Origin of the sequence: Methylomonas fluvii (assembly GCF_014850975.1) — a bacterium.
GTDB lineage: Bacteria > Pseudomonadota > Gammaproteobacteria > Methylococcales > Methylomonadaceae > Methylomonas > Methylomonas fluvii.
In genome coordinates this window covers 176,574-198,081 of the sequence record NZ_JACXST010000001.1, presented here as the reverse complement: position 1 = coordinate 198,081, position 21,508 = coordinate 176,574, and the positions used below count along the sequence as shown (strand labels likewise).

Genomic DNA, 21,508 nt, shown 5'->3' with positions numbered 1-21,508 from the left:
TATGAACTATAGGCTCGCGGCGTTAGCGCTGCTTTGCCCTGCTGTCGCGGCTCATGCCGAGGCCGGCAAGGTACACGAACATGTTTTCAGCAACGGCTTAAAACTATTGGTAAAGGAGGACCATCGTTCGCCGGTGGTAGTATCGCAAGTTTGGTACAAAGTTGGGTCCAGTTACGAGCCGGGCGGTATCACTGGGATTTCGCACATGCTGGAACACATGATGTTCAAAGGCACCGCAAAATATCCGGTCGGCGAGTTTTCCCGGATCATCGCCGAAAACGGCGGCAACGAGAACGCGTTTACCGGTCAGGATTACACGGCTTATTTCCAAACCCTGGAAAAATCGCGTCTGGAAATCAGCTTTAAACTGGAAAGCGACCGGATGCGCAATCTGGACTTAAAAGCCGAGGAACTGAAAAAAGAACTGGAAGTGGTCACCGAAGAACGGCGCATGCGCACCGACGACCAGCCGCGCGCCAAAGTGCATGAGCAATTCATGGCGACGGCTTTCACTAACAGCCCGTACCAAAATCCGGTTATAGGTTGGCCGTCCGATATTGCCAATTATAAAGTCGAAGACCTGCAAGCCTGGTATCAGCAATGGTACGCACCCAATAACGCCACGTTGGTGGTGGTCGGTGATGTCGATGCGCAGCAAGTCGAAAAGCTGGCTGAGCAATATTTCGCGCCGCTACAACCCAGCGTGTTGAAGCCGGTAAAGCCTCAGGATGAAAGCGAGCAGAGAGGCGTGCGGCGCATCACCGTGAAAGCTCCAGCCAAACTGCCCTACCTGATGATGGGCTATAAAGTGCCGGTATTAAAAACCGCCAAGCCGGAATGGGAGGCCTACGCGCTGGAAGTGCTGGCGGGCGTGCTGGACGGCGGCGATAGTGCTCGCTTGTCTTCGCGTCTGGTGAGGGGCAAGCAAATCGCGGTATCGGCCGGTGCTGGTTATGACTTTACCTCGCGCTTGCCCGATGTTTTTCTATTGGAAGCCACCCCCGCCGAAGGCAAAACCGTATTTGATCTGGAATACGCCTTGCTGGATGAAGTGTATCAATTGAAGAACGAACTGATAGCCAAGGACGAATTGCAACGCATCAAGGCGCAAGTGTTGGCCAGCGCGGTGTATCAGAAAGATTCCAACTTCTATCAAGCCATGCAGTTGGGCACGCTGGAAACCGTGGGTATCGGCTGGCAAAAAGCCGACGAGTATGTGGACAAGGTCAATCAAGTCACCGCCGAGCAGGTTAGGGAAGTGGCGCGTAAATATTTGATCGAGGACACCTTGACCGTCGCTTATCTCGAACCGCAACCGATCACTCAAGCCGCCAAACCTGCAAAAGCCATAGGAGGCCATCATGCATTTTAATTTAATTGGTTTGGCATTATTACTGTTGAGCCAGACCGTCTGGTCCGCCGCCAAAATCGAAAACTGGCAAACCCCGCAAGGTAGCCGGGTTTACTACGTACGCACCGCCGGTTTGCCGATGGTGGACGTGCGAGTAGTATTCGATGCCGGTAGCGCCCGCGACGAAGCGCAGTTCGGCGTTGCCGCGTTGACCTCTGCGTTGCTGGATAGCGGCGCCGGTGAGTTGAGCGCCGACGACATTGCCCAGCGCTTCGAATCGGTAGGCGCCAACTATTCAGCCGGCGTCAGCGAAGACATGGCTTGGCTGGCGGTGCGAACCTTGACCGAAAAAGCCTTGTTTGACAAAGCCCTGGCGACTTTTGAAACCGTGTTGAGCAAGCCGGCCTTTAATCAAGCCGACTTTGAGCGGGAAAAAGCCCGTACTCTGGCCGGTTTGAAACACCGGGAAGAATCGCCGGGCGAGCTGGCCGGTATTGCCTTCAATAAAGCGTTGTACGGTGATCACCCCTACGCCCATCCAGAGACGGGTGTGGTGGAAACAGTGGCCGGTTTTAGCGCTGATGATCTGAAAAACTTTTATCAAAAATACTATGTGGCTGCCAACGCAATGGTGGTCATCGTCGGTGACGTCAGTCGGGAGCAAGCTGAGCAGACTGCGAATCAGTTGCTGAGCAAATTACCGGTCGGCAGCAAACCCGCCGAAATCCCTGCTGTGACGATGCCCAGCAAAGCCAGCAAGCAGCACATCGAGTTTCCTTCCACGCAAACCCATGTGTTGGTCGGTTTGCCCGGCACCTATCGCAAGGATCCAGACTATTTCGCCTTGTACGTAGGCAACCATATTTTGGGTGGCGGCAGCATGGTTTCCCGGTTGTTTGAAGAAGTGCGGGAGAAACGCGGATTGGCGTATGGTGCGTACAGTGTGTTTGCGCCGATGTACCGGCAAGGGCCGTTTATGATGAGTTTGCAAACCCGCAATGATCAAACCGAGCAAGCTTTGGATGTGTTGCTGAAGACTTTCAACGAGTTTCTGGAAAAAGGCCCCAGCGATAAAGAGCTGACCGCTGCTAAGCAAAACATCACTGGCGGCTTTGCGATGCGTTTCGATACCAACAGCAAGCTGACCGATTATGTGGCGATGATCGGCTTTTATCAGCAGCCCCTGGATTATCTGGATACCTTTCAGAGCAATATCGAAGCCGTCAGTATCGAGCAAATCAAGGATGCGTTCAAACGCCGAGTAAAACCTGAGCTGTTGCAAACCGTGACGGTCGGTGCCGGTAAATAAAATGTCTAACCAAATCCGCATCATCGGCGGCGAATGGCGTAGCCGGCAAATCGTATTCGACGACGCGCCGGGTTTGCGGCCGACGCCGTCGCGGGTGCGGGAAACCTTGTTCAACTGGCTGCAAGCCGACGTTCTGAATAGCCGCTGCCTGGATTTGTACGCCGGCAGCGGTGCGCTGGGGGTGGAAGCTGCCTCGCGGGGTGCCAAGCACGTGGTGCAAGTGGAAAACAATCCCGGTAGTTGTCAAAAGCTCCGCGAGAACATCGCCAAATTGGCAGCAAAGCAGATTCAGGTGGTGCAACAGGATGTCAGTCATTTTTTAAACGGGCCGGCGCAGCCATTTGATTTGGTGTTCCTCGATCCGCCGTTTGGGCAAGATTTAATCGGGCCGACCTGCCAGTTGTTGGATGCCAAGGGTTGGCTGGCCGATTACGCCAAAATCTATCTGGAATGCGAACGCAATCGGCCGCTGGACGATCTGCCCGCCGGCTGGCGCTTGCTGAAAGCCAAGACGGCCGGCGAAGTCAGCTACCACCTGCTGCAAAAGCAATCGGATACTTTTGCCGCGGCGAATGGTTTAAGATAAGCCGCTTTTGCCTGTTTCTAAAGCCGATGAACATTACCGCGATTTATCCCGGCACCTTCGATCCCATCACCAACGGTCACCTGGACTTGATCCACCGCGCCTCCCGACTTTACCAACATGTGATTGTTGCCGTCGCGGTCAGTCGCGGCAAACAGCCGCTATTTTCGCTGGAAGAGCGCGTTGCGTTAATTCAGGAAGTGGTCACCGAGTTCAGCAATGTCAGCGTGATCGGTTTCGACACCTTGCTGGTCGAATGCGCCAAGCAACATCAAGCCAGCGTGATCATCCGCGGCTTGCGCGCGGTGTCGGATTTTGAATACGAATTTCAATTGGCCGGTATGAACCGCCGCCTGTCGCCCCATATCGAAACGGTATTTCTCACCCCCGCCGAACAATACGAATTTATCTCGTCCAGCATGATCCGCGAAATCGCCCAACTGAACGGCGACGTGTCGAGCTTCGTGCCGGATGTCGTCAAACAACGCTTAACCGAAAAATTTTCCGAGGAGTAATTATGGCGCTCATTATCAGCGACGACTGTATCAACTGCGATGTCTGCGAACCGGAGTGCCCGAACGGCGCCATTTCGCAAGGTGATGATATTTACGTGATCAATCCGTCCCTATGCACTGAATGCATAGGCCACCACGACAAGCCGCAGTGCATGGAAGTTTGTCCGGTGGATTGTATCGATAAGGATCCGGATGTGGTGGAGGATAAGGACAGCCTGTATCAGAAGTATTTGAAATTGACGAGTTAGCATCCGGAATTGGCTGTTGCGCCATCCTGCCAAGTGGGTCGGCGCAGGGGCAATCAGTAAACCTTCTAAACGCAGGAGATCGATATGCTTAAAACGGTTGGCTATGCTGCCTACAACCCGCAAACCCCGCTACGTTCTTTTCATTTCGAGCGCCGGCAACCCGGCCCCACGGATGTGCGTATCGAAATTCTGTATTGCGGGGTTTGCCATAGCGATTTGCATCAAGTGCGCAACGAATGGCGCGGCACGACGTTTCCGATAGTGCCGGGCCACGAAATTGTCGGTAGGGTGGTAGAAGTCGGCTCCCAAGTGACTAATTTCAAGTTGGGTGATTTGGCCGGGGTAGGCTGCATGGTGGATTCCTGCGGTGTCTGCCCTGATTGCCAAGATCATCAGGAACAGTTTTGCGACCAGACAATATTTACCTACAACAGCCCGGACAAACACACCGGCAAAATGACTTACGGCGGCTACTCCAGCCAGATCGTGGTCGATCAGGGGTTTGTGTTGCGTGTTTCCGATAAGCTGGAATTGGCGGCGGTAGCGCCCTTGTTATGTGCCGGCATCACCACCTATTCGCCGTTGCGGCACTGGAAAATCGGCAAAGGCCACAAAGTAGGCATCGTTGGATTGGGCGGATTAGGTCACATGGGCTTGAAGTTTGCCCACGCCTTTGGTGCGGAAGTCGTGTTGTTTACAACTTCGCCAGGTAAAGAAGCGGATGCTAAACGCTTGGGTGCGAGCGAAGTGGTAATTTCCAAACACGCCGACGAGATGGAAAAGCATTTAAACAGCTTTGATTTCATTTTAAATACCGTCGCCGCGCAGCACGATCTGGATCAATATCTCAGTCTGTTGAAGCGCGACGGCACGATGTGTCTGGTCGGCGTGCCGTCCGAGCCGCATCCCTCGCCGAACGTTGGCAACCTGATATTTCGCCGCCGTGCGTTGGCCGGGTCGCTGATCGGCGGCATCCGTGAGACCCAGGAAATGCTGGATTTCTGCGCCGAGCACGGCATTGTGTCCGATATTGAGCTGATTCCGATGGCCGGCATCAATGATGCCTATCAGCGCATGTTGAAAAGCGACGTGAAATACCGCTTTGTGATCGATATGGCAACCTTACCGGGCTAAGTGCCTGTCATAAAGATTGTCACGGCCCTCTAAGTATCGTCGCTCCCGCGTCGGCGGGAGCCCAGTTGCTAAACTGGATTTGCGATGAAGCCTTGTCATAGCGGATGGTTTGGGTTTTGGCCTATCCGCATCTCTAGCAAAACATTTGACCTATAATCACCTTCTCTCACTTTTCTTGGCTTGTTGGGCAGAGAAGGAATGCGTTTGAGCTTTTACCGATATATTTTTCTGATAGCCAGTATTGTGTTCGCGGGGTGGGCAGGGCTGCGTCTGGCTTTACCGCCGGGCTATGCCAGCCCGATTTGGCCGCCGGCCGGGATTGCGCTGGCTGCGGTATTACTCTGGGGCAAGAAAGTTTGGCCGGCGATAGGGTGCGGATCGTTCCTGACCAATCTGTTCTATGGCTATGATCTAAGCGGTGAGTTGACCCCGCAGGCGGCGTATGTCGCAATGGGCATTGCTGTTGGAAGCACGTTGCAAGCATTGGCCGGTGCTTGGTTGTCGCAACGCTTTCTGGAGCAAGGCGCGCCGCGCTTGGATAACGGCAAAAAAATTTTTCGGTATGTCTTATTAGTTGGACCTTTAAGTTGTTTGATCGCCGCCTCCTTCGGGGTCAGCACCTTGCTTGGATTGGGTGTTTTAACCCATGCCAACATTTTGGTGGCTTGGTGGAATTGGTGGATAGGCGATTGTTTGGGGACCATCATTATATCCCCCTTGGTTTTTTGCTTGTTTGCAGAGCCAAGAGCGCTCTGGCGCCCCAGGCTGATAGGCGTGGCTATGCCTCTGGTAGCCATGTTGGCCGGGCTGATCGTTACTTTTCTACTGGTTTTGCGAGCGGAAGATAGTCGGCTACAGTTGCAATTTGACAGCAATGCCAGCGCGGTTAATAAAGCCTTGGCAGACAACTTTTCCGCCGTGTTAAAAGCGTCCTTTTCGCTCAATAGTTTCTTTCAAGCGGCCGGACCGGTTGACCGGGATAAATTCGGCGTTTTTGCTAATGGTGTGCTGACACAAAATTCGCACATTCAAGCGCTGAGCTGGGTATCCCAGATCCCCAACGAACAGCGGGCGTCTTACGAACAGTCGTTCCGCGATGAAGGATATAAAGATTTTACGATCAAGGAGCTGGTTGCGGATCGCCAGTTTATCAAGGCTCAGGAGCGTGCCGAGTATTTCCCGGTCACCTACATCGAGCCTTTATCAACTAATAAACCGGCGCTGGGCTTTGACTTGAATTCCGAGGCCAATCGCCGAGAAGCGTTGACGGAAGCCAGGTCCAGTCAAGCAGTCAGCGTCACCCGGCCTATTCAATTGGTGCAAGATGGGCAAGCTAATCAAGCCTTATTGCTGATGATGCCTGTATACCTGGCTAATACCAACAGTTCGGAGCCAGTGTTTAGCGGATTTTTGTCCACAGTGGTGCGCATCGATTCCTTGGTGAAGGCGGCCATGCAAGGCTTAAATCTTGAAGATATGAACGTGGCATTACTCTATTACGATGCGGAAAACCACGCCATACCGTTGTACGGGGCGCTGAAACCGTTGACGACCGGCATAAACGAGTCCAGGTATTCCATCCGTTTTGGCAATCGGTTGTTGGAAGTTATGGCCCAGCCGGAAGCCGTGTTTATTGCGACGCATGCCTCGTGGTTACCGTGGATGGTGTTGCTGGGTGGATTGCTGTTTACCATGCTGTTAAGTGTTTACTTGTTGTCGGCCACCGGCAGGGCGGCGATGGTGGCGGCACTGGTCGATCAGCGTACCGCCGAGCTTGATGCGGCAAACTCAAGCTTAAAGAATGCTTATATCAGCTTGGCGGAGAAGGGCCAAAAGCTTCGGGATTTATACGAGCTATCGCCCTTGGGCATCGCTTTACTGGACGTGCAGGGCAAATTCGTTGAATTCAATCATGCGTTCCAACGGATGACAGGCTATGCGGAGGACGAACTCAAACAGCTGGATTATTTAAGCTTATCCGCCGATAAAGAGCAGAGTTTGGCCGAACAATTAAATTGGTTAGCCAGAACCGGGCAGTATGGTTCGGACGAAGCCACGTTTACCCATAAAAGAGGGCGGCCAGTGTCGTTGCAACTAAGCGGCACCAAAGTCGCCGGCACCGATGGTCACGATTATATTTGGTTCATTGCCGAGGACGTTACCCAAGCCAAAGCCAATAAAGAAGTGCTGCAGCAAAGCGAGTTGAAGTATCGAAAGCTGTTCAACAGTTCCAGCGATGCAGTCATGATGGCCGATAGCAGCGGGTTTCTGGATTGTAACCAGGCTACCTTGGATTTATTCGGTTACGACGCCGTGTCCGAGTTCTGCCGCTTGCACCCAGGTAAGGTTTCGCCGCCAAACCAGGCAAACGGCAGGGATTCAGTAGAGCTGGCGAACGAGTATATGGCTAAGGCGATCAAAAACGGCCACTTGGAGTTCGAGTGGCTGCATCGGCGTGCCGACGGCCGTATTTTCCCGGCTTTGGTGAAGCTGGCGCGGATTAGCCTGGACGGCCACGTGGTGTTACAAAGCGTGGTTCGCGATCTTAGCGAGCAGAAGCGGGTGGAACAGGCCTTGATCGAAGCCAAAGAAGCCGCCGAGAGCATGGCGGCCTTCAAATCGGAGTTTCTGGCGAACATGTCGCACGAAATCCGCACACCGATGAACGCCGTAATCGGTTTGTCGCAGCTGGCATTGAATAAGCCGGTATCCGCTGAGGTAAGGGATTATCTGCAAAAGATTCATGGTAGTTCGGTCAGTTTACTCGGCATACTCAACGACATTCTCGACTTCTCAAAAATGGAGGCCGGTAAACTGGGTGTCGAACAGGTCGAATTCAACCTGAATAACGTGTTGGATAACCTGCATAATCTGTTCGCCCTGTACGCCGCGGAAAAATGTCTGGACATCAAGATAGACGTTGCGCCCGATGTGCCCTTAAGCTTGGTGGGTGATGCGCTGCGTTTGCAACAGATTCTCTCCAACTTGCTGGGAAATGCGCTGAAGTTTACTGAACAAGGCAGCGTCACGCTGCAAGTGGCCTTGCTGGAATTGCAAGGTGCCCAAGTAAAGATTCGTTTCAGCGTGATGGATACCGGTATCGGCATTCCCGAAGCGGATCTGCCTAAGTTGTTTCGTTCCTTCAGTCAGTTGGATGGGTCGATTACTCGCCGCTTCGGTGGCACAGGGTTGGGCTTGAGCATCAGCCAAAAGCTGCTGCAACTAATGGGCAGTGATTTTCATGTCGAAAGTAATCCGGGGCAGGGTTCGAATTTTAGTTTTGACTTAGTGCTAGGCGTTACCGCGCAGCAAGCCGACTTGCCGGCGGCGCGGCAGCATACTGACACCCAGGCCGGTGGCTTGTCTAAGACTCTTGCCGAGCAAGGTAGCGCATTGCGGGGCATGCGTATCCTGGTGGCCGAAGACCATGCTATCAATCAGAAAATTTTGCAGGAATTTTTGGCCTTATGCGGGGTTAGTGTCGATCTTGCTGGCAACGGCCGCGATGCCCTGGCTATGTTGGCAGAGCATGCTTATGATGCGGTGCTGATGGATATTCATATGCCGGTGATGAGCGGTTTAGCTGCCACCGAACAGATTCGCCGTAACCCCGAGTATAAATCCCTGCCGATTATTGCACTGAGCGCCGGTGTGACCCAAGAGGAGCGGGACAAATGCCTGGCCAGCGGCATGAACGAATTTGTCGTCAAGCCGATTCAACCGATGCAGCTGGTTGAGGTGTTGTGCCGGCAGATAAGGCGAGGTCCGGTTGGCGCTTCGGCAAACGGGACCGTTAAACATGAGCTTGACGTTTCCGCGTTTAGCTTACGAGATTTGTCCGGTTTTGATTTCAGCAACACGCTGGATCTGTTGGATGGCGACGAAGGCTTTTTGAGCGAGTTACTGGGTAGTTTCAGAAATAGCATCGCAAGCACGTTGATAGAGCTGGATGATTTGCTGGGTAAGCGCGATTTGCAAAAGGCGCGAGACCTGCTGCATGGTTTGAAAGGCGTAGCCGCTAACTTGGGGGCAAATCGTGTGGAGCAGGCAGCGACAACATTTTGTATGTCGCTCGAGCAGGACAGTTTAAATCAGGCCGACTACGCCGAGTTCAAACGGGTAGTGACCGAATCACTGACTGCATTGGAAACGCTGGGATAGCTGCTGAATATTGTTCCTGATGAGTCAGAATCTACAGCCGGCCCCAAAAGATCGTCTGAGTCGGGGCGAGTTTATCGGTGTAAAATCCGCCGCCATATACCGTTAGTTCAACATCCCGCCAAGGAGAATCGCACAATGAACGATCTGGTGTTTTATACCAATCCGCAGTCGCGTGGGCGCATCGTCCACTGGATGCTGGAAGAAATCGGCGAGCCTTACGAAACGGTCTGGCTGGAATTCGGTGCCGCGATGAAAAGCCCCGACTATTTAGCTCTTAACCCGCTGGGCAAAGTGCCGGCGCTGAAACACGGTGCGGCGTTCGTCACGGAAACCGCCGCCATTTGCGCGTATTTGGCTGATCGTTTTCCGCAGAAGAATCTGCTGCCGGCTGCAAACCATCCCGCCCGAGCGGACTATTTTCGTTGGCTGTTTTTCGCGGCCGGTCCGCTGGAACAGGCCGTTACCGCCAAGACCTTGGGTTGGCAGGTGCCTGAGGGCAAAAATGGCTTTGTCGGCTTCGGTAGTTACGAGGCGGCAATTAATGCCGTCGAAACAGCCCTGCGGCCCGGACCTTATATTTGCGGCGAGCAATTTACCGCTGCGGATGTCTATGTCGGCTCGCAGCTGGGTTGGGGCATGATGTTCGGCAGCATCGAGAAGCGCCCGTTGTTCGAGGAATATGTGGCGCGGATCTATGCGCGTCCGGCAGCCCTGCAAGCCATCCGTCTTAACGAAGAATATTTGCAACAGCGCCAGGCCTGATCGATTTGAGAATAGACAGTATCCATCCATGACAGCGTTAAGCACTGACGCCCCCATTGGCGTATTCGATTCCGGCGTTGGCGGCCTGTCCGTGCTGCGAGCCATCCGCGCGGCGCTACCCATGGAAGATTTGCTGTATGTGGCAGATTCCGGCTATGCACCCTATGGTGACCGGGATGCGGAGTTTATTGCGGATAGGGCTACAACGATTACCGAGCTGCTGCTTGATGCCGGTGTGAAGGCCATCGTGGTGGCCTGTAACACCGCTACCGTGGTCGCAATCGAAAAGCTGCGTGCTTGGTGCCCGGTGCCGGTGGTGGCGATGGAACCGGCCATCAAACCAGCGGCGCAAACCACGAAATCCGGAGTGATCGGTGTGCTGGCCACCAGCCGCACGCTGGCCAGTCCTAGTGTCGCCAGGCTGTGCGCGGCCTACGGTAAAGACATTGCAATATTGTTGCAGCCTTGTCCCGGTCTGGTCGAGCAAGTTGAAAAGGCGCAATTGCACAGTGATGTGACCCGCGAGCTTTTGGTCGGTTACTTGTCGCCGCTGTTGCTGGCCGGTGCCGATACCATCGTATTAGGCTGCACGCATTACCCGTTTCTGGCGCCGCTGATTCGCGAAATTGTGGGACCTGACCTGGCGATAATCGACCCGGCTACCGCCGTGGCAAAAGAGCTGGCGCGGCGTCTGCAAGGCAATCTTCTGCCGGTTTCCGCTGAGCGCGCCGCAGAGGTCAGCTTTTTTTCAAGCACCGCTGCCGAACCAGCGAGCATGATAATCTCGGCGCTTTGGGGAAGTCGTGTGCTTGTTCAGGATGTCAGCCAGCTTGGTTATCGTGCCCAAAGGCTTGGGCTAATATCCACTGGATTTTAAAAAAACCGGGCCAGATGCTGAAGGCCTTAGGCTTTGCGCGCGGATTTCTACTTGCGAGATAAGCATGAACATTAAACATACGCCAATCGCCGTGGCGGCGGAAGATTTGAGGGCGCGGACTACATCGCTCTACCCGGAGCCATTTGCCTCGCGCATGGCGGGGCGAGAAAAGCGCCGCCTCGGCGATCTATTCGGCCTGGCAAATTTTGGTGTCAATCTAAGCATGCTGGCGCCCGGTGCCTGTTCGGCTTTACGCCACGCGCATTCGCTGCAAGACGAGTTTATTTACATATTGCAAGGCCACCCAATACTGGTGACGGATGCAGGGGAAACTATGCTTGCGCCGGGTATGTGCGCAGGGTTTAAAGCCGGCACCGGCAATGCGCACCAGTTGCTGAATCGCTCGAACGCAGAGGTGCAATACCTGGAAATCGGCGACAGGACGGCTGGTGACGCCGTCATTTACCCGGACGATGACTTGCAAGCGTTGCTGGTAGACGGCAATTGGCAATTCGCCCATAAAGACGGCGAGCCCTACGAACCATAGGACCGCAAGGAGTGAAGTCTATGCCACACGTACTAATCATCCATGAGGTTGCCGCCTACCCGGCCTGGAAGCAGATTTTCGATCAGGCAGCCGAGATCAGGAAATGCGCAGGAGAAATCAGCTACCAACTGCTGCGCTACGATAACGATGCCAATAATATCGTCCACTTTTCTGCTTGGACCTCGCTGGACGCTGCCCGGTGCTTTTTCGAGTCAGCCGAATTGGTGGAAATCAGAAAACAGGCCGGCGTAAAAGCACCGGAATTTATCTATTTGCAAGAGATAGAGCGGGGCGTGCTTTAATCGCGGTCTTGCTCAATGCTGCTGGCACAAGCGTTGCTGCCTTTGTTAGAAACGAACTGTAATCGGTAGTGCAGACGAAGATGCGTTAGCTCAATGAAACCCCAGATTAGCATTGTCATTCCGGTAGTCAACGAGGCGGCGCGGCTTGCCGATACATTGCAAGCCTTGCAGGCGCTGAGATCGCGCTGCGAATTGCTGGTGGTCGATGGCGGCAGTCGTGATGCCAGTCCAGTTATGGCGAAGCCTTTGGTCGATCAGGTTTTGCAAAGTCAGCGTGGGCGGGCCAGGCAAATGAACCTGGGTGTGCATCACGCCCAAGCCGAGGTGTTGCTGTTCTTGCATGCAGATACCTAGCTGCCGGATCAGGCTATCGATTTAATTTTGTCGGCGGTCGAGCAAGGCTGGTCGTGGGGGCGTTTTGATGTGCAATTCGACAGCCCTCAAGCCATTTTTAAATTGATTGCCGGCATGATGAACGCGCGCTCCCGGTTGACCGGTATTGCTACCGGCGATCAAGCCATTTTCATCACCCGCCAGGCATTTCAGGCTGTGGGTGGTTTTCCGGAAATTGCGTTGATGGAAGATATTGCCATCAGTGCGGCGCTGAAAAAGCTCGGTAAACCTTGCTGTTTAAAGGCTAAGGTCGTTACTGCCGCGCGGCGTTGGCAACAACACGGTATCCTCAGAACGATATTATTGATGTGGTGCTTGCGGCTGCGGTATTTTTTCGGAGCTCATCCGGATGCACTGGCGGCGCGGTATTATCGGAGGCAGTGATGGAAGCAATGGTGCGCTTGAGCGTGTTTTTGGGGATATTCTTGTTAATGGCGGCCTGGGAGTGGTTGCGGCCCAAGCGGCGATTGGCGGCAGAGCGCCGCCGACGCTGGCCGGTCAACCTGGGCTTGGCGATTCTGAATGTCGGCGTGATGCGGCTTAGCATCGGTGCCGCGGCTTGGCTGGCTGCGAATTGGGCTGCCGAGCAACAAATCGGTTTATTCCATGTGTTGCCGGTGCCGCTTTGGTTGTCGATAACGCTGAGCCTGTTGCTGCTGGATCTGGCAATTTACGCCCAACATATCGCCGCCCATCGCTGGCGCTGGTTCTGGCGGTTGCATCAAGTGCATCACAGCGATATGGATTTCGATACCACGACAGCGGTGCGCTTTCATCCCTTGGAAATCATGCTATCCATGCTTTACAAGGTTGCGCTGGTGCTGTTGCTCGGGGTCGATCCGCTCGCGGTGATCGCTTTTGAAGTCATATTGAACGGTTGCGCGTTATTCAATCACGGTAATGTCGGCTTGCCGCCTGCGCTAGAGCGCGGCTTGCGCTATTTGATAGTGACACCCGACATGCATCGCATTCATCACTCGGCATTTCAACCGGAAACCGACAGCAACTACGGCTTCTCGCTGTCATGCTGGGATAGATTGTTCAAAACCTATTGTCCACAAGCGCGCGAAGCACAGACTGCCATGATGATAGGTTTGTCCGAGTTTCGCGATAGTAACCAACTGGGCTTTGTCGGTCTGTTGGCGCTGCCGTTTCGGCGTCTACGTAGTCGATAAGCCCAGTTAAACCGGCTTGGGGTTTGGTTTATTAGGTTGTTTCCTTTTAGCGATTAATCAATGTGTTTTTAGTGTCATTGTTAATTAATGTAGGCGGGCATATAGTCTAAATGCATTAATTACTTCGGGAAGCGACCATGAAACGCTTACATAAAGATATTTTGACCGGGCTGGTGTTTGTGACTGGCGTTATTGAGTTTATTTCGGGTGATTTTATTGTTTCCTCGGCATTGTTCGCGGCGACCACTTTTGCCAGCACTATGGGTTCGAGTCGCAAAAAACCTTAGAACTTGATTGTCCTGCCGCCTGGCTGAGCCGGCGGGCATTTTGATAAACGGGTTCAGCGTTAGGTTTTCTAGCTAAGATTGGATTATCCGCGTCGCTTGCATAAGCAATGCTTTACAATATTGCGATGCAATTAATCTTTGACCGGCTGCGGTAAATGGCTGACGCGAAAATTTATCTGAACGTACCCTATGCCGAAAAGGATGCGGCGAAAGCGCTTGGCGCCAGATGGGATGCTGCTGTCAAGAAATGGTATGTCCCCGCCAATAAAGACGTGGCGCTGTTTGCCAAATGGCAGGTGGAGTCCGGTGTTGGGCAATTGCCCGGCGGCGAGCCGAAAAGTTCAAAAGCCGACAGTGTCGTCGGCGGCACAACTCGGTCAAGCGATAAAAACTTCGTAGCCTATGACGGAGACGAGCCGCCATGGGATTGAACCAAGCGGTGCGCGGTTTTAGCTTATGCGCCCGTTAAAATACCTGGCCTGCTATGCGCCTGCCATCACCGCGCAAGTGCATGCGCTGATCGACAGCGACAAACTGCCCGAGCTACTGCTGAAAAAATACCCCCGGCCGCATGATATTAAGACTGACAAGGCGCTTTATGTCTACACGATGGATCTTAAAAATCAATTTCTGCGGCAATCCAGCCCTCTCAGTAAAGTTGTTTACGACGACAAAATCGATGTCTTGCATCAGGCTTTGGGTTTGCATTCGGTAGTCTCGCGGGTGCAGGGCGGCAATTTAAAGTCAAAAAATGAAATTCGCATCGGCGCGATCTTTAAACTGGCGCCGCCGGAGTTTTTGCAGATGATCGTCGTTCATGAGCTTTCGCATCTGCGCGAAAAACAGCATAACAAGGCGTTTTACAAATTATGCGAGTACATGGCGCCGGACTATCACCAATGGGAATTTGATATGCGGCTTTATCTGACCTGTCTGGATTTGGGCGGGACGATTTATTGAATTGATTTAAACGCCGCGGGCGAAGGGTTCACGACCCGTTCTTCGCGACTGAATGGTTGCGTGAAGCCATCAATCGGCGATATTTCTTAATTTTGCCTGGCTATAGTGTCACTATTGCGTCAGAATTTACTTACTTTTTTAGACATTTTTATTGGAGAAACAGCATGCGTGTAGCAGAGTTAATGACCACCAAGGTATTTACCGTGGAACCGCACGATCTGATTGATCGTGTGTTCTTTTTGATCCATTACGAGAAAATCCGCCACTTGCCTGTGGTTGAAAAAGGCAAATTGGTCGGTATTGTTTCCGACCGGGATTTATACAAGGCTCTGGGGCCAAAAAGTAATTCCAATGCAGTCGAGACAAACAAAGACAACACCCAACTGCATGTGGTCTCGCAAAAAGTCGTGCATATCATGCATCGCGGCGTTTACACCGTTACCCCGGAAACGCCTGCTTCGGAAGCAGCGGCAATGATGGCGGAACACAGAGTCGGCGCTTTGCCGGTGGTGGAAAAAGACAAATTGGTAGGCATATTATCCGCTACCGATATTTTAAGAGTGTTTGCCAAGTTGGAACGCGCGCACGAAAAGCTGGAACAGCAGATTAAGGAAGGCGCCGCGCACGGCTAAGGTCGGATGGGTTTGCCGGGCAACCGTCTGAAAGTCAATGGGGCGATGCTTATTGTTCGCCCCGGGTCCAGGCCTCACTCGCTAATTGTGGTCCTCTTATCCACTAAATAAATCCAATCGTCTTGTTCTTTGACCTTTAATGCGGTCAGCTTTTTGCCCAAACAAATTTCGCTTAAAGACTCGCCGCTGACCGGGTCGTAGCAAATGCTGTGCATGGAACACTGCAAATAGCGTCCGGATGCGTCGAAAATGTTGTTGTTCTCACAATCCAACGTCTTAGGCATGTGTACGCATTGGTTTAGATAGCCGTAAACCGCTCCGTGGAAGCGCACCAGAACCGCATGTCGCGGCGTGCCTCGATACAGCAGGTTAAACGAAAATTTGCCGAGTTCGGGAACTTGTTGCGCGTGGCAGATGGTAAAGGGGTGTTTCACCGACATGATTTTTATCCTCCGTCAGTGACGGAAGCAAACCTCAGGCCACAAAACTTTTGGTTTCAATGACCAATCGTCGGCGAATTGGCGTTTGTCGCTATAGTTTAGCGAGCGTATTCGAACTAGCGGGTATTAAGACGCTGTTGCCTGTTTCTTGGTTTTGTTTAATTGGGCCAGGAAATAGGTATCGTAGTGCCAGCCGATACGGGGTGGCGGGGGTGTGCGTAAAATCATAAAGCCTCGATTTTTGCTGGGGTAGTGCTGAATTAATTAAGACGTTTCTTCGGGCTGCCGGAAGGCAATTACAAGAGGAGACGGTAGGAGTACGAGGGGCAAGGTTGCAGTTTTGCTGTCATTGTCGGTCGTTTGTGATCTCACTGCGGTTCGATCACGGCTTCGAATCTACCAGGAAACTGGCGACAATGATAGCAATAACTTACTTTGGCGTATTTCAGTCTAGTGTGGGGCCGGCAATCAGCGTTGGTATTGCAGTCAACTAGCCGCAAAATCAGCTGTCATTCAAGCCGGCTTCGTTGTTTTGTTCCTCGTGTTCGTTACGGATCAGCCAGTCCAGGATCAGGGCGTAACTGGTGGCCAGCAAGGTTGGGCCGATGAATACGCCGATAAAACCAAACGCCAACAAGCCGCCGAAAATGCCGAATACGATCAACACAAACGGCAATTCCACTTCCCTGCTGATCAATATCGGCCGCAGCCAGTTGTCTATCGTGCCCACGAACAGCAAAAACCACAGGGCAATGAAGATCGCCCAGCCGGTCTCGCCTTCTGCCAGCAACCACAAGGCAATCGGCAGCCAAATCACCGTCCCGGCCGCAGGGATGATCATTAAAAAGAAAGCGATGACGCCCAGTACAAAGGCGTAAGGCACGCCGGCAATCACAAAACCCAGGATGGAAGCCAGTGCTTGTACCAACGCGGTGCCGAGTATGCCGTATACCACCGCCCTCAGGCTGGAGCGCACGATGTGCAAGATGCGTTGGGTGCGTTCGCCGGCCAGGCGTTCGACGCCAATCACGACATGCTGAGCAACGCGCTCGCCGTCGCGATAGAAAAAAAACAGCACCAAAATAGCCAGGCCCATATGCATCAGCTCGCCGGCCAAACCTATGCCTTGTTGCAGCAACCAGCTACTGGCGCCCAAAGCATATTGCCGGGCCAGATTGACGAGGCGGCTGGAGTCTTCGCCGACGCTTTGCCAGGCCGCGACAGCGTTGTCGCCGACTAAGGGCAAGGATTGCAGCCAAGCCGGCGCTTCCGGCCACACATGCCGGCTTTGATTCAGCCATTGCAGCAAGTGGTTTATGTCTTCGGTAAATGTCAGCGTGGCGGCGACGAACGGCGTCAGCAGTAATATGCCTATCGGCAGGACCATGGCGGTGGCGGCCCAGTTGGCGGTTAGCTTCCAATCGCGCAAACGCAGATATAGCGGCCAGGTGACAAAACACAGAATTGCCGCCCACAACAAATCGAAAATAAACGGTTTTAATACCTGATAGCAGGCAAATAGCAGCAGGCACAAGGCGGCCAGACTGGCGATTTTTTCGTAACGGGAAATCTGGATAGGCATGATCGAGTAGGCGGCAGCTAACTGAATTGACATCAATGTCCGGAGTTTACGGCATTATCGGTTAAGCCGGTATGACAGCCAGCGAATTAAACAATGCTTGCTTGTCCGGCGGCGCTTTACATAGAATGCGGTAGCCTTTATCTGGAGCCCTGCCGTGAGCGAAGTCCGCGAGTTTATTCCTATCAATATTGCCGTGTTGACGGTGTCTGATACTCGTACCGAACTGGACGACGTATCCGGGCAAACCTTAGTGACCGGTTTGACTGCTGCCGGTCATAACTTGATCGATAAAAAAATCGTCCCCGACGACATTTACCAGATCCGCGCCGCCGTCAGTCATTGGATCGCCGATCCGCAGGTCAATGCGGTGATTACCACTGGCGGCACCGGCGTGACGGGGCGCGATGGCACCCCGGAAGCGATTCAGCCGCTGCTGGATAAAGTATTGGATGGCTTTGGCGAAGTGTTTCGGATGCTTTCTTATCAGGACATCAAAAGCTCGACGATGCAATCGCGGGCCATCGCCGGTGTCGCAAACGCCACGTATATTTTCTGCGTGCCTGGTTCGACCGGTGCTTGCCGGACTGCCTGGGAGTCCTTGATCAAGGAGCAATTGGATTACCGCACCCGGCCGTGTAATCTGGTGCAACTGATGCCGCGCCTGTTGGAGAAATGATGCGTCCACCTTTTTTGTTTCTAGCTGCCGTTGGCGGATTTATCGGCGTGGCGATGGGCGCATTCGGTGCGCATGGCTTGAAGCATTTATTATCCGAACATCTGCTGGATGTTTATAAAACCGCGGTAAGCTACCAGATGTGGCATGTATTGGTTCTGGCCTTGATTGCGGTGTTACCGGAGCATAAATTATTGCGCTGGGCCGGCTGGTGTTTGGTGGCCGGCGTCGTGCTGTTTTCCGGCAGTCTATACTTACTGGCGATATTCAATATCGGTTGGCTGGGTATGATTACGCCGTTGGGCGGCCTGGCTTTTTTAGCCGCATGGGCTTTGTTGGCTTATGTGGCTTGGCAGAAAAACCAGGAGTTGTAGATGGACACTAAACCGCCCGTTCGACCTTCCATGCCACCACCAGCATCTTCTCGCCCTAACGCTAACCGCAATTTGCGCGAGGAAAGCCACGAGGTAAAAGTGCCGCCGGTTCCGGAAGATGCCATGCTCAAAGTCCTGCATGCGGTAATTCATTTCGCGGTCAGAATATTGGCGGTGCTGATGGTGTTGGTGATTTTGTGGGGCGTGGCTGATGTGGGTTATGTGATGTATCAGCGTGTGGTCGCGGCGCCGTTTTTGATGCTGACGGTCTCCGACATACTGGTGATTTTTGGGTCATTCATGGCGGTGTTGATCGCGATAGAGATATTTATCAACATCACGCTGTACATCAAACACGACACGCTACCGATTAAAATGGTCATAGCCACCGCTTTGATGGCCGTGGCCCGAAAAGTGATCATGCTGGATTTCAAGGATTTGGATCCGGCTTATATTATGGCCATCGCTGCGGTCATCGTGGCGCTGGGCCTTACTTACTGGCTGATTTCTTATAAACCGCCACAACCTGTCAAACAAGACGAGCGATAAATGATGCGCGATGCAAGCCCGCAAACGGTTTTCCTGAAAGACTACACTCCGCCCGAATATCTGATCGATCAGGTCGAATTGCATTTCGACTTGGACGAACGACGCACGCAGGTGCGCTCCACCTTGAGTTTACGCCGCAATCCGCTGAGCCAGGACAGCAGCGCTACATTGAAATTGCTCGGCGAGGAATTGCAGCTGGTGAGCATTGCGATAGACGGCCAAGCGCTGGAGAAAAGCCAGTATATGCTGGACGAGGAAGCCTTGATCGTGCATGAAGTACCGCAGGACAGGCCGTTTCAAGTCGTCATCGAAAACATCATCAACCCGCAAGCCAATACCGCACTGGAGGGTTTGTATCTGTCCAGCAGCATGCTGTGCACGCAATGCGAGGCGCAGGGTTTTCGGAAAATCACCTGGTTTCTGGACCGGCCGGATGTGATGAGCCGCTTTAAAACCACTTTGATTGGCGATAAGAGCAAATATCCGGTCTTGCTGTCCAACGGCAATAAAACCGGCAGCGGCGAATTGGATGGCAATCGGCACTGGGTAAGCTGGGAAGACCCCTTCGCCAAGCCTTGTTACTTATTTGCCTTGGTGGCCGGGCAGTTGGAATGCGTGGCTGACCAATTTACTACGATGAGCGGTCGCAATATCGCGCTGGAAATATTTGTCGAGCAGCACAATGTCGACAAATGCGCTCACGCGATGCAGTCCTTAAAAAACGCGATGCGCTGGGACGAAGAGACTTACGGCCTGGAATACGACCTGGATTTGTACATGATCGTCGCGGTCGACCATTTCAATATGGGGGCGATGGAAAACAAGGGCCTGAACGTATTCAACACCAAGTTCGTGTTGGCGCGCCCGGATACTGCGACCGACAGCGATTACGAGCACATCGAAGGCGTGATCGGTCACGAATATTTCCATAACTGGTCCGGCAATCGCGTCACTTGCCGCGACTGGTTTCAGTTGAGTTTGAAGGAAGGCTTTACCGTGTTCCGCGACCAGCAATTCAGCGGTGATCGCACTTCGCCGGCCGTGAAACGCATCGAAGACGTCAACGCCTTGCGCACCCGGCAGTTTGCCGAGGATGCCGGCCCGCTGGCGCATCCGATTCGTCCGGAAGCGTATATCGAAATCAACAATTTCTACACGCTGACCGTCTATGAAAAAGGCGCGGAAGTGGTAAGGATGCTGCACACCTTGCTGGGCGCGGCCGGTTTCAGAAATGGCTGTGATTTATATTTTCAGCGCCACGACGGCCAGGCGGTGACTTGCGAGGATTTTGTCAAGGCCTTGGAAGACGCTAACGGTGTGGAATTAAATCAATTTCGTCTTTGGTATTCCCAAGCCGGCACGCCGGTATTGACGGTCAGTCAGCAATACGACGCCGAATCGCAACATCTGCATTTGACCATACAGCAAAGCTGCGCACCCACCCCAAATCAACCGGTGAAAGCGCCGCTGCATATTCCTTTAAAAATGGGTTTACTCGCCGCCGACGGTTCGGCTGCGCAGATTCATTACAAGGCTTCCAGTCAGGCGGAAATCACCTTGAATGTCACGGAAGCGGAGCAAACCTTTAGCTTTGATAGGTTATCGCAGCAGCCGGTAGTGTCGCTGCTAAGAGGCTTTTCCGCGCCGGTTACCCTGAAAATGGAGCGTAGCCTGGACGAATTGGACTTTCTGCTGCGGCACGATAGCGATACCTTTAACCGCTGGGAAGCCGGTCAACAGTTGGCGGTGCAAGTGATTTTTAAGCTGGTCGACGCTATTGAGTTGGGTCGGCCTTTGCAGTTGGAGCCGGTTATCGTCGATGCCTATCGTAGCGTGTTGACCGATAGCGGCGGTGATTTGTCTTATCAAGCGTTGCTGCTGGCGCTGCCGGAAGAAAGTTATTTGTCCGGGCAGATGGCTGTTATCGATGTCGAAGCGATTCATCAAGCCCGGGAGTTTGTCAAAAAGACACTGGCCGAGCAATTACAAGCCGAGTTTAAACAGCTATATGTCCAACATCACCGCGACGAATCCGGTAGTTTCGATGCCGGAGCGGTGGGGCGGCGGCGCTTGAAAAATGCCTGTTTGAGTTATTTGAGCAAGCTGGAAAATCAGGACGTTTATCATGTTGCCGAGCAGCAATTTTACAGCGCCCGGAATATGACCGATCAATTGGCGGCGTTGTCGGCTATCGTCAACAGTAACCATCCGGCCAAGGCCAGAAGTCTGGATAGTTTTTACGAGAAATGGCGGCAAGAAGCGCTGGTTATCGACAAATGGTTTACCTTGCAAGCCACCAGCAGCATGCCTAACACCTTTGCCACAGTGCAGGCCTTGATGAAACATCCGGCGTTTGATATGAAGATCCCAAATCGGGTGCGGTCGTTGATTGGCGCCTTCAGCCAAGCCAATCCGCTACATTTTCATGCCCAAAACGGTGAGGGTTATCGCTTCCTGGCCGACCAGGTTTTGGCGCTGAATACCCTCAATCCGCAAATCGCCTCGCGGATGGTGACCGGGCTGGCGCAATGGCGGCGTTATGACGCAGCCCGGCAGGGCTTGATGAAACAGCAATTACAGCGTATCGTCGCTACCGAGCATCTATCTAAGGATGTCTATGAGATCGCCAGCAAGAGTTTGGCGTAGTTGTCACA

The 21,508-nt window shown here is 53.2% G+C and carries 24 protein-coding genes; 22 read left to right on the top strand and 2 right to left on the bottom strand.

Annotated elements, in window-relative coordinates; translation table 11 throughout:
• Position 1: 1 nt before the first annotated feature.
• The 18 genes from EBB_RS00955 (at position 2) to EBB_RS00875 (ending at position 15,236) form a co-directional block, all read left to right on the top strand.
• Positions 2-1,372, top strand: coding sequence for a M16 family metallopeptidase (locus EBB_RS00955; RefSeq protein ID WP_192392069.1), 1,371 nt, complete (start codon positions 2-4; stop codon positions 1,370-1,372).
• Positions 1,362-2,660 (top strand): M16 family metallopeptidase, encoded by a 1,299-nt coding sequence (locus EBB_RS00950; protein WP_192392068.1) that lies wholly within the window; start codon positions 1,362-1,364, stop codon positions 2,658-2,660. The genes EBB_RS00955 and EBB_RS00950 overlap by 11 nt, the downstream gene beginning before the upstream one ends.
• Position 2,661: 1 nt before the next feature.
• Positions 2,662-3,246 (top strand): 16S rRNA (guanine(966)-N(2))-methyltransferase RsmD, encoded by a 585-nt coding sequence (rsmD, locus tag EBB_RS00945; RefSeq protein ID WP_192392067.1) that lies wholly within the window; start codon positions 2,662-2,664, stop codon positions 3,244-3,246.
• Between the two features lie 26 nt (positions 3,247-3,272).
• Positions 3,273-3,758 carry a pantetheine-phosphate adenylyltransferase gene (coaD, locus tag EBB_RS00940; RefSeq protein WP_192392066.1) on the top strand — a complete coding sequence of 162 codons (486 nt, stop codon included), beginning with the start codon at positions 3,273-3,275 and terminating at the stop codon, positions 3,756-3,758.
• A gap of 2 nt (positions 3,759-3,760) precedes the next feature.
• Positions 3,761-4,006 (top strand): YfhL family 4Fe-4S dicluster ferredoxin, encoded by a 246-nt coding sequence (locus tag EBB_RS00935; protein ID WP_192392065.1) that lies wholly within the window; start codon positions 3,761-3,763, stop codon positions 4,004-4,006.
• 84 nt (positions 4,007-4,090) lie between these two features.
• Entirely contained in the window at positions 4,091-5,140 is a 1,050-nt protein-coding gene (locus EBB_RS00930) for an NAD(P)-dependent alcohol dehydrogenase (RefSeq protein ID WP_192392064.1), read from the top strand.
• Positions 5,141-5,338: 198 nt separating this feature from the next.
• A complete protein-coding gene (locus EBB_RS00925; RefSeq protein ID WP_192392063.1) occupies positions 5,339-9,301 on the top strand; it encodes a CHASE domain-containing protein in 3,963 nt (1,320 codons plus the stop codon).
• Between the two features lie 135 nt (positions 9,302-9,436).
• Positions 9,437-10,063: a glutathione S-transferase family protein gene (locus EBB_RS00920; RefSeq protein ID WP_192392062.1), complete on the top strand. Its 627-nt coding sequence runs from the start codon at positions 9,437-9,439 to the stop codon at positions 10,061-10,063.
• Positions 10,064-10,091: 28 nt separating this feature from the next.
• The gene (gene murI / locus EBB_RS00915; protein ID WP_192392061.1) at positions 10,092-10,940 is read left to right on the top strand and encodes a glutamate racemase; all 849 of its coding nucleotides are present in this window, start codon (positions 10,092-10,094) and stop codon (positions 10,938-10,940) included.
• A gap of 64 nt (positions 10,941-11,004) precedes the next feature.
• Positions 11,005-11,487, top strand: coding sequence for a cupin domain-containing protein (locus EBB_RS00910; RefSeq protein ID WP_192392060.1), 483 nt, complete (start codon positions 11,005-11,007; stop codon positions 11,485-11,487).
• A gap of 20 nt (positions 11,488-11,507) precedes the next feature.
• Positions 11,508-11,789 (top strand): antibiotic biosynthesis monooxygenase, encoded by a 282-nt coding sequence (locus tag EBB_RS00905; protein ID WP_192392059.1) that lies wholly within the window; start codon positions 11,508-11,510, stop codon positions 11,787-11,789.
• Positions 11,790-11,882: 93 nt separating this feature from the next.
• Positions 11,883-12,143 (top strand): glycosyltransferase, encoded by a 261-nt coding sequence (locus EBB_RS26380; RefSeq protein WP_306789978.1) that lies wholly within the window; start codon positions 11,883-11,885, stop codon positions 12,141-12,143.
• Between the two features lie 27 nt (positions 12,144-12,170).
• The gene (locus EBB_RS26375) at positions 12,171-12,566 is read left to right on the top strand and encodes a hypothetical protein (protein ID WP_306789977.1); all 396 of its coding nucleotides are present in this window, start codon (positions 12,171-12,173) and stop codon (positions 12,564-12,566) included.
• On the top strand, positions 12,566-13,357 hold the full coding sequence (locus EBB_RS00895; RefSeq protein WP_192392058.1) for a sterol desaturase family protein: 792 nt from the start codon (positions 12,566-12,568) through the stop codon (positions 13,355-13,357). Before EBB_RS26375 ends, EBB_RS00895 begins: the two co-directional genes overlap by 1 nt.
• A gap of 137 nt (positions 13,358-13,494) precedes the next feature.
• Positions 13,495-13,644: a hypothetical protein gene (locus EBB_RS00890; RefSeq protein ID WP_165385908.1), complete on the top strand. Its 150-nt coding sequence runs from the start codon at positions 13,495-13,497 to the stop codon at positions 13,642-13,644.
• Between the two features lie 155 nt (positions 13,645-13,799).
• Positions 13,800-14,075: a DUF5710 domain-containing protein gene (locus tag EBB_RS00885; protein WP_192392057.1), complete on the top strand. Its 276-nt coding sequence runs from the start codon at positions 13,800-13,802 to the stop codon at positions 14,073-14,075.
• A 25-nt stretch (positions 14,076-14,100) separates the two neighbouring features.
• Positions 14,101-14,604, top strand: coding sequence for a YgjP-like metallopeptidase domain-containing protein (locus tag EBB_RS00880; protein WP_192392056.1), 504 nt, complete (start codon positions 14,101-14,103; stop codon positions 14,602-14,604).
• A 164-nt stretch (positions 14,605-14,768) separates the two neighbouring features.
• Positions 14,769-15,236 carry a CBS domain-containing protein gene (locus tag EBB_RS00875; protein WP_192392055.1) on the top strand — a complete coding sequence of 156 codons (468 nt, stop codon included), beginning with the start codon at positions 14,769-14,771 and terminating at the stop codon, positions 15,234-15,236.
• Positions 15,237-15,310: 74 nt separating this feature from the next.
• Here EBB_RS00875 and EBB_RS00870 read toward each other — a convergent pair whose 3' ends face one another.
• Entirely contained in the window at positions 15,311-15,676 is a 366-nt protein-coding gene (locus EBB_RS00870; protein ID WP_192392054.1) for a Rieske (2Fe-2S) protein, read from the bottom strand.
• 502 nt (positions 15,677-16,178) lie between these two features.
• Positions 16,179-17,291: an AI-2E family transporter gene (locus EBB_RS00865; protein ID WP_225587190.1), complete on the bottom strand. Its 1,113-nt coding sequence runs from the start codon at positions 17,289-17,291 to the stop codon at positions 16,179-16,181.
• Positions 17,292-17,412: 121 nt separating this feature from the next.
• Here EBB_RS00865 and moaB point away from each other — a divergent pair, with 121 nt between their 5' ends.
• The 4 genes from moaB to pepN are packed head-to-tail and all read left to right on the top strand — an operon-like array spanning position 17,413 to position 21,500.
• Positions 17,413-17,934 (top strand): molybdenum cofactor biosynthesis protein B, encoded by a 522-nt coding sequence (gene moaB / locus EBB_RS00860; RefSeq protein WP_192392053.1) that lies wholly within the window; start codon positions 17,413-17,415, stop codon positions 17,932-17,934.
• Entirely contained in the window at positions 17,934-18,305 is a 372-nt protein-coding gene (locus EBB_RS00855) for a DUF423 domain-containing protein (RefSeq protein WP_192392052.1), read from the top strand. The genes moaB and EBB_RS00855 overlap by 1 nt, the downstream gene beginning before the upstream one ends.
• On the top strand, positions 18,306-18,854 hold the full coding sequence (locus EBB_RS00850) for a phosphate-starvation-inducible PsiE family protein (RefSeq protein WP_192392051.1): 549 nt from the start codon (positions 18,306-18,308) through the stop codon (positions 18,852-18,854). It begins immediately after the preceding gene.
• A gap of 3 nt (positions 18,855-18,857) precedes the next feature.
• Positions 18,858-21,500: an aminopeptidase N gene (gene pepN, locus EBB_RS00845; protein ID WP_192393494.1), complete on the top strand. Its 2,643-nt coding sequence runs from the start codon at positions 18,858-18,860 to the stop codon at positions 21,498-21,500.
• The last annotated feature ends 8 nt before the right edge of the window (positions 21,501-21,508 follow it).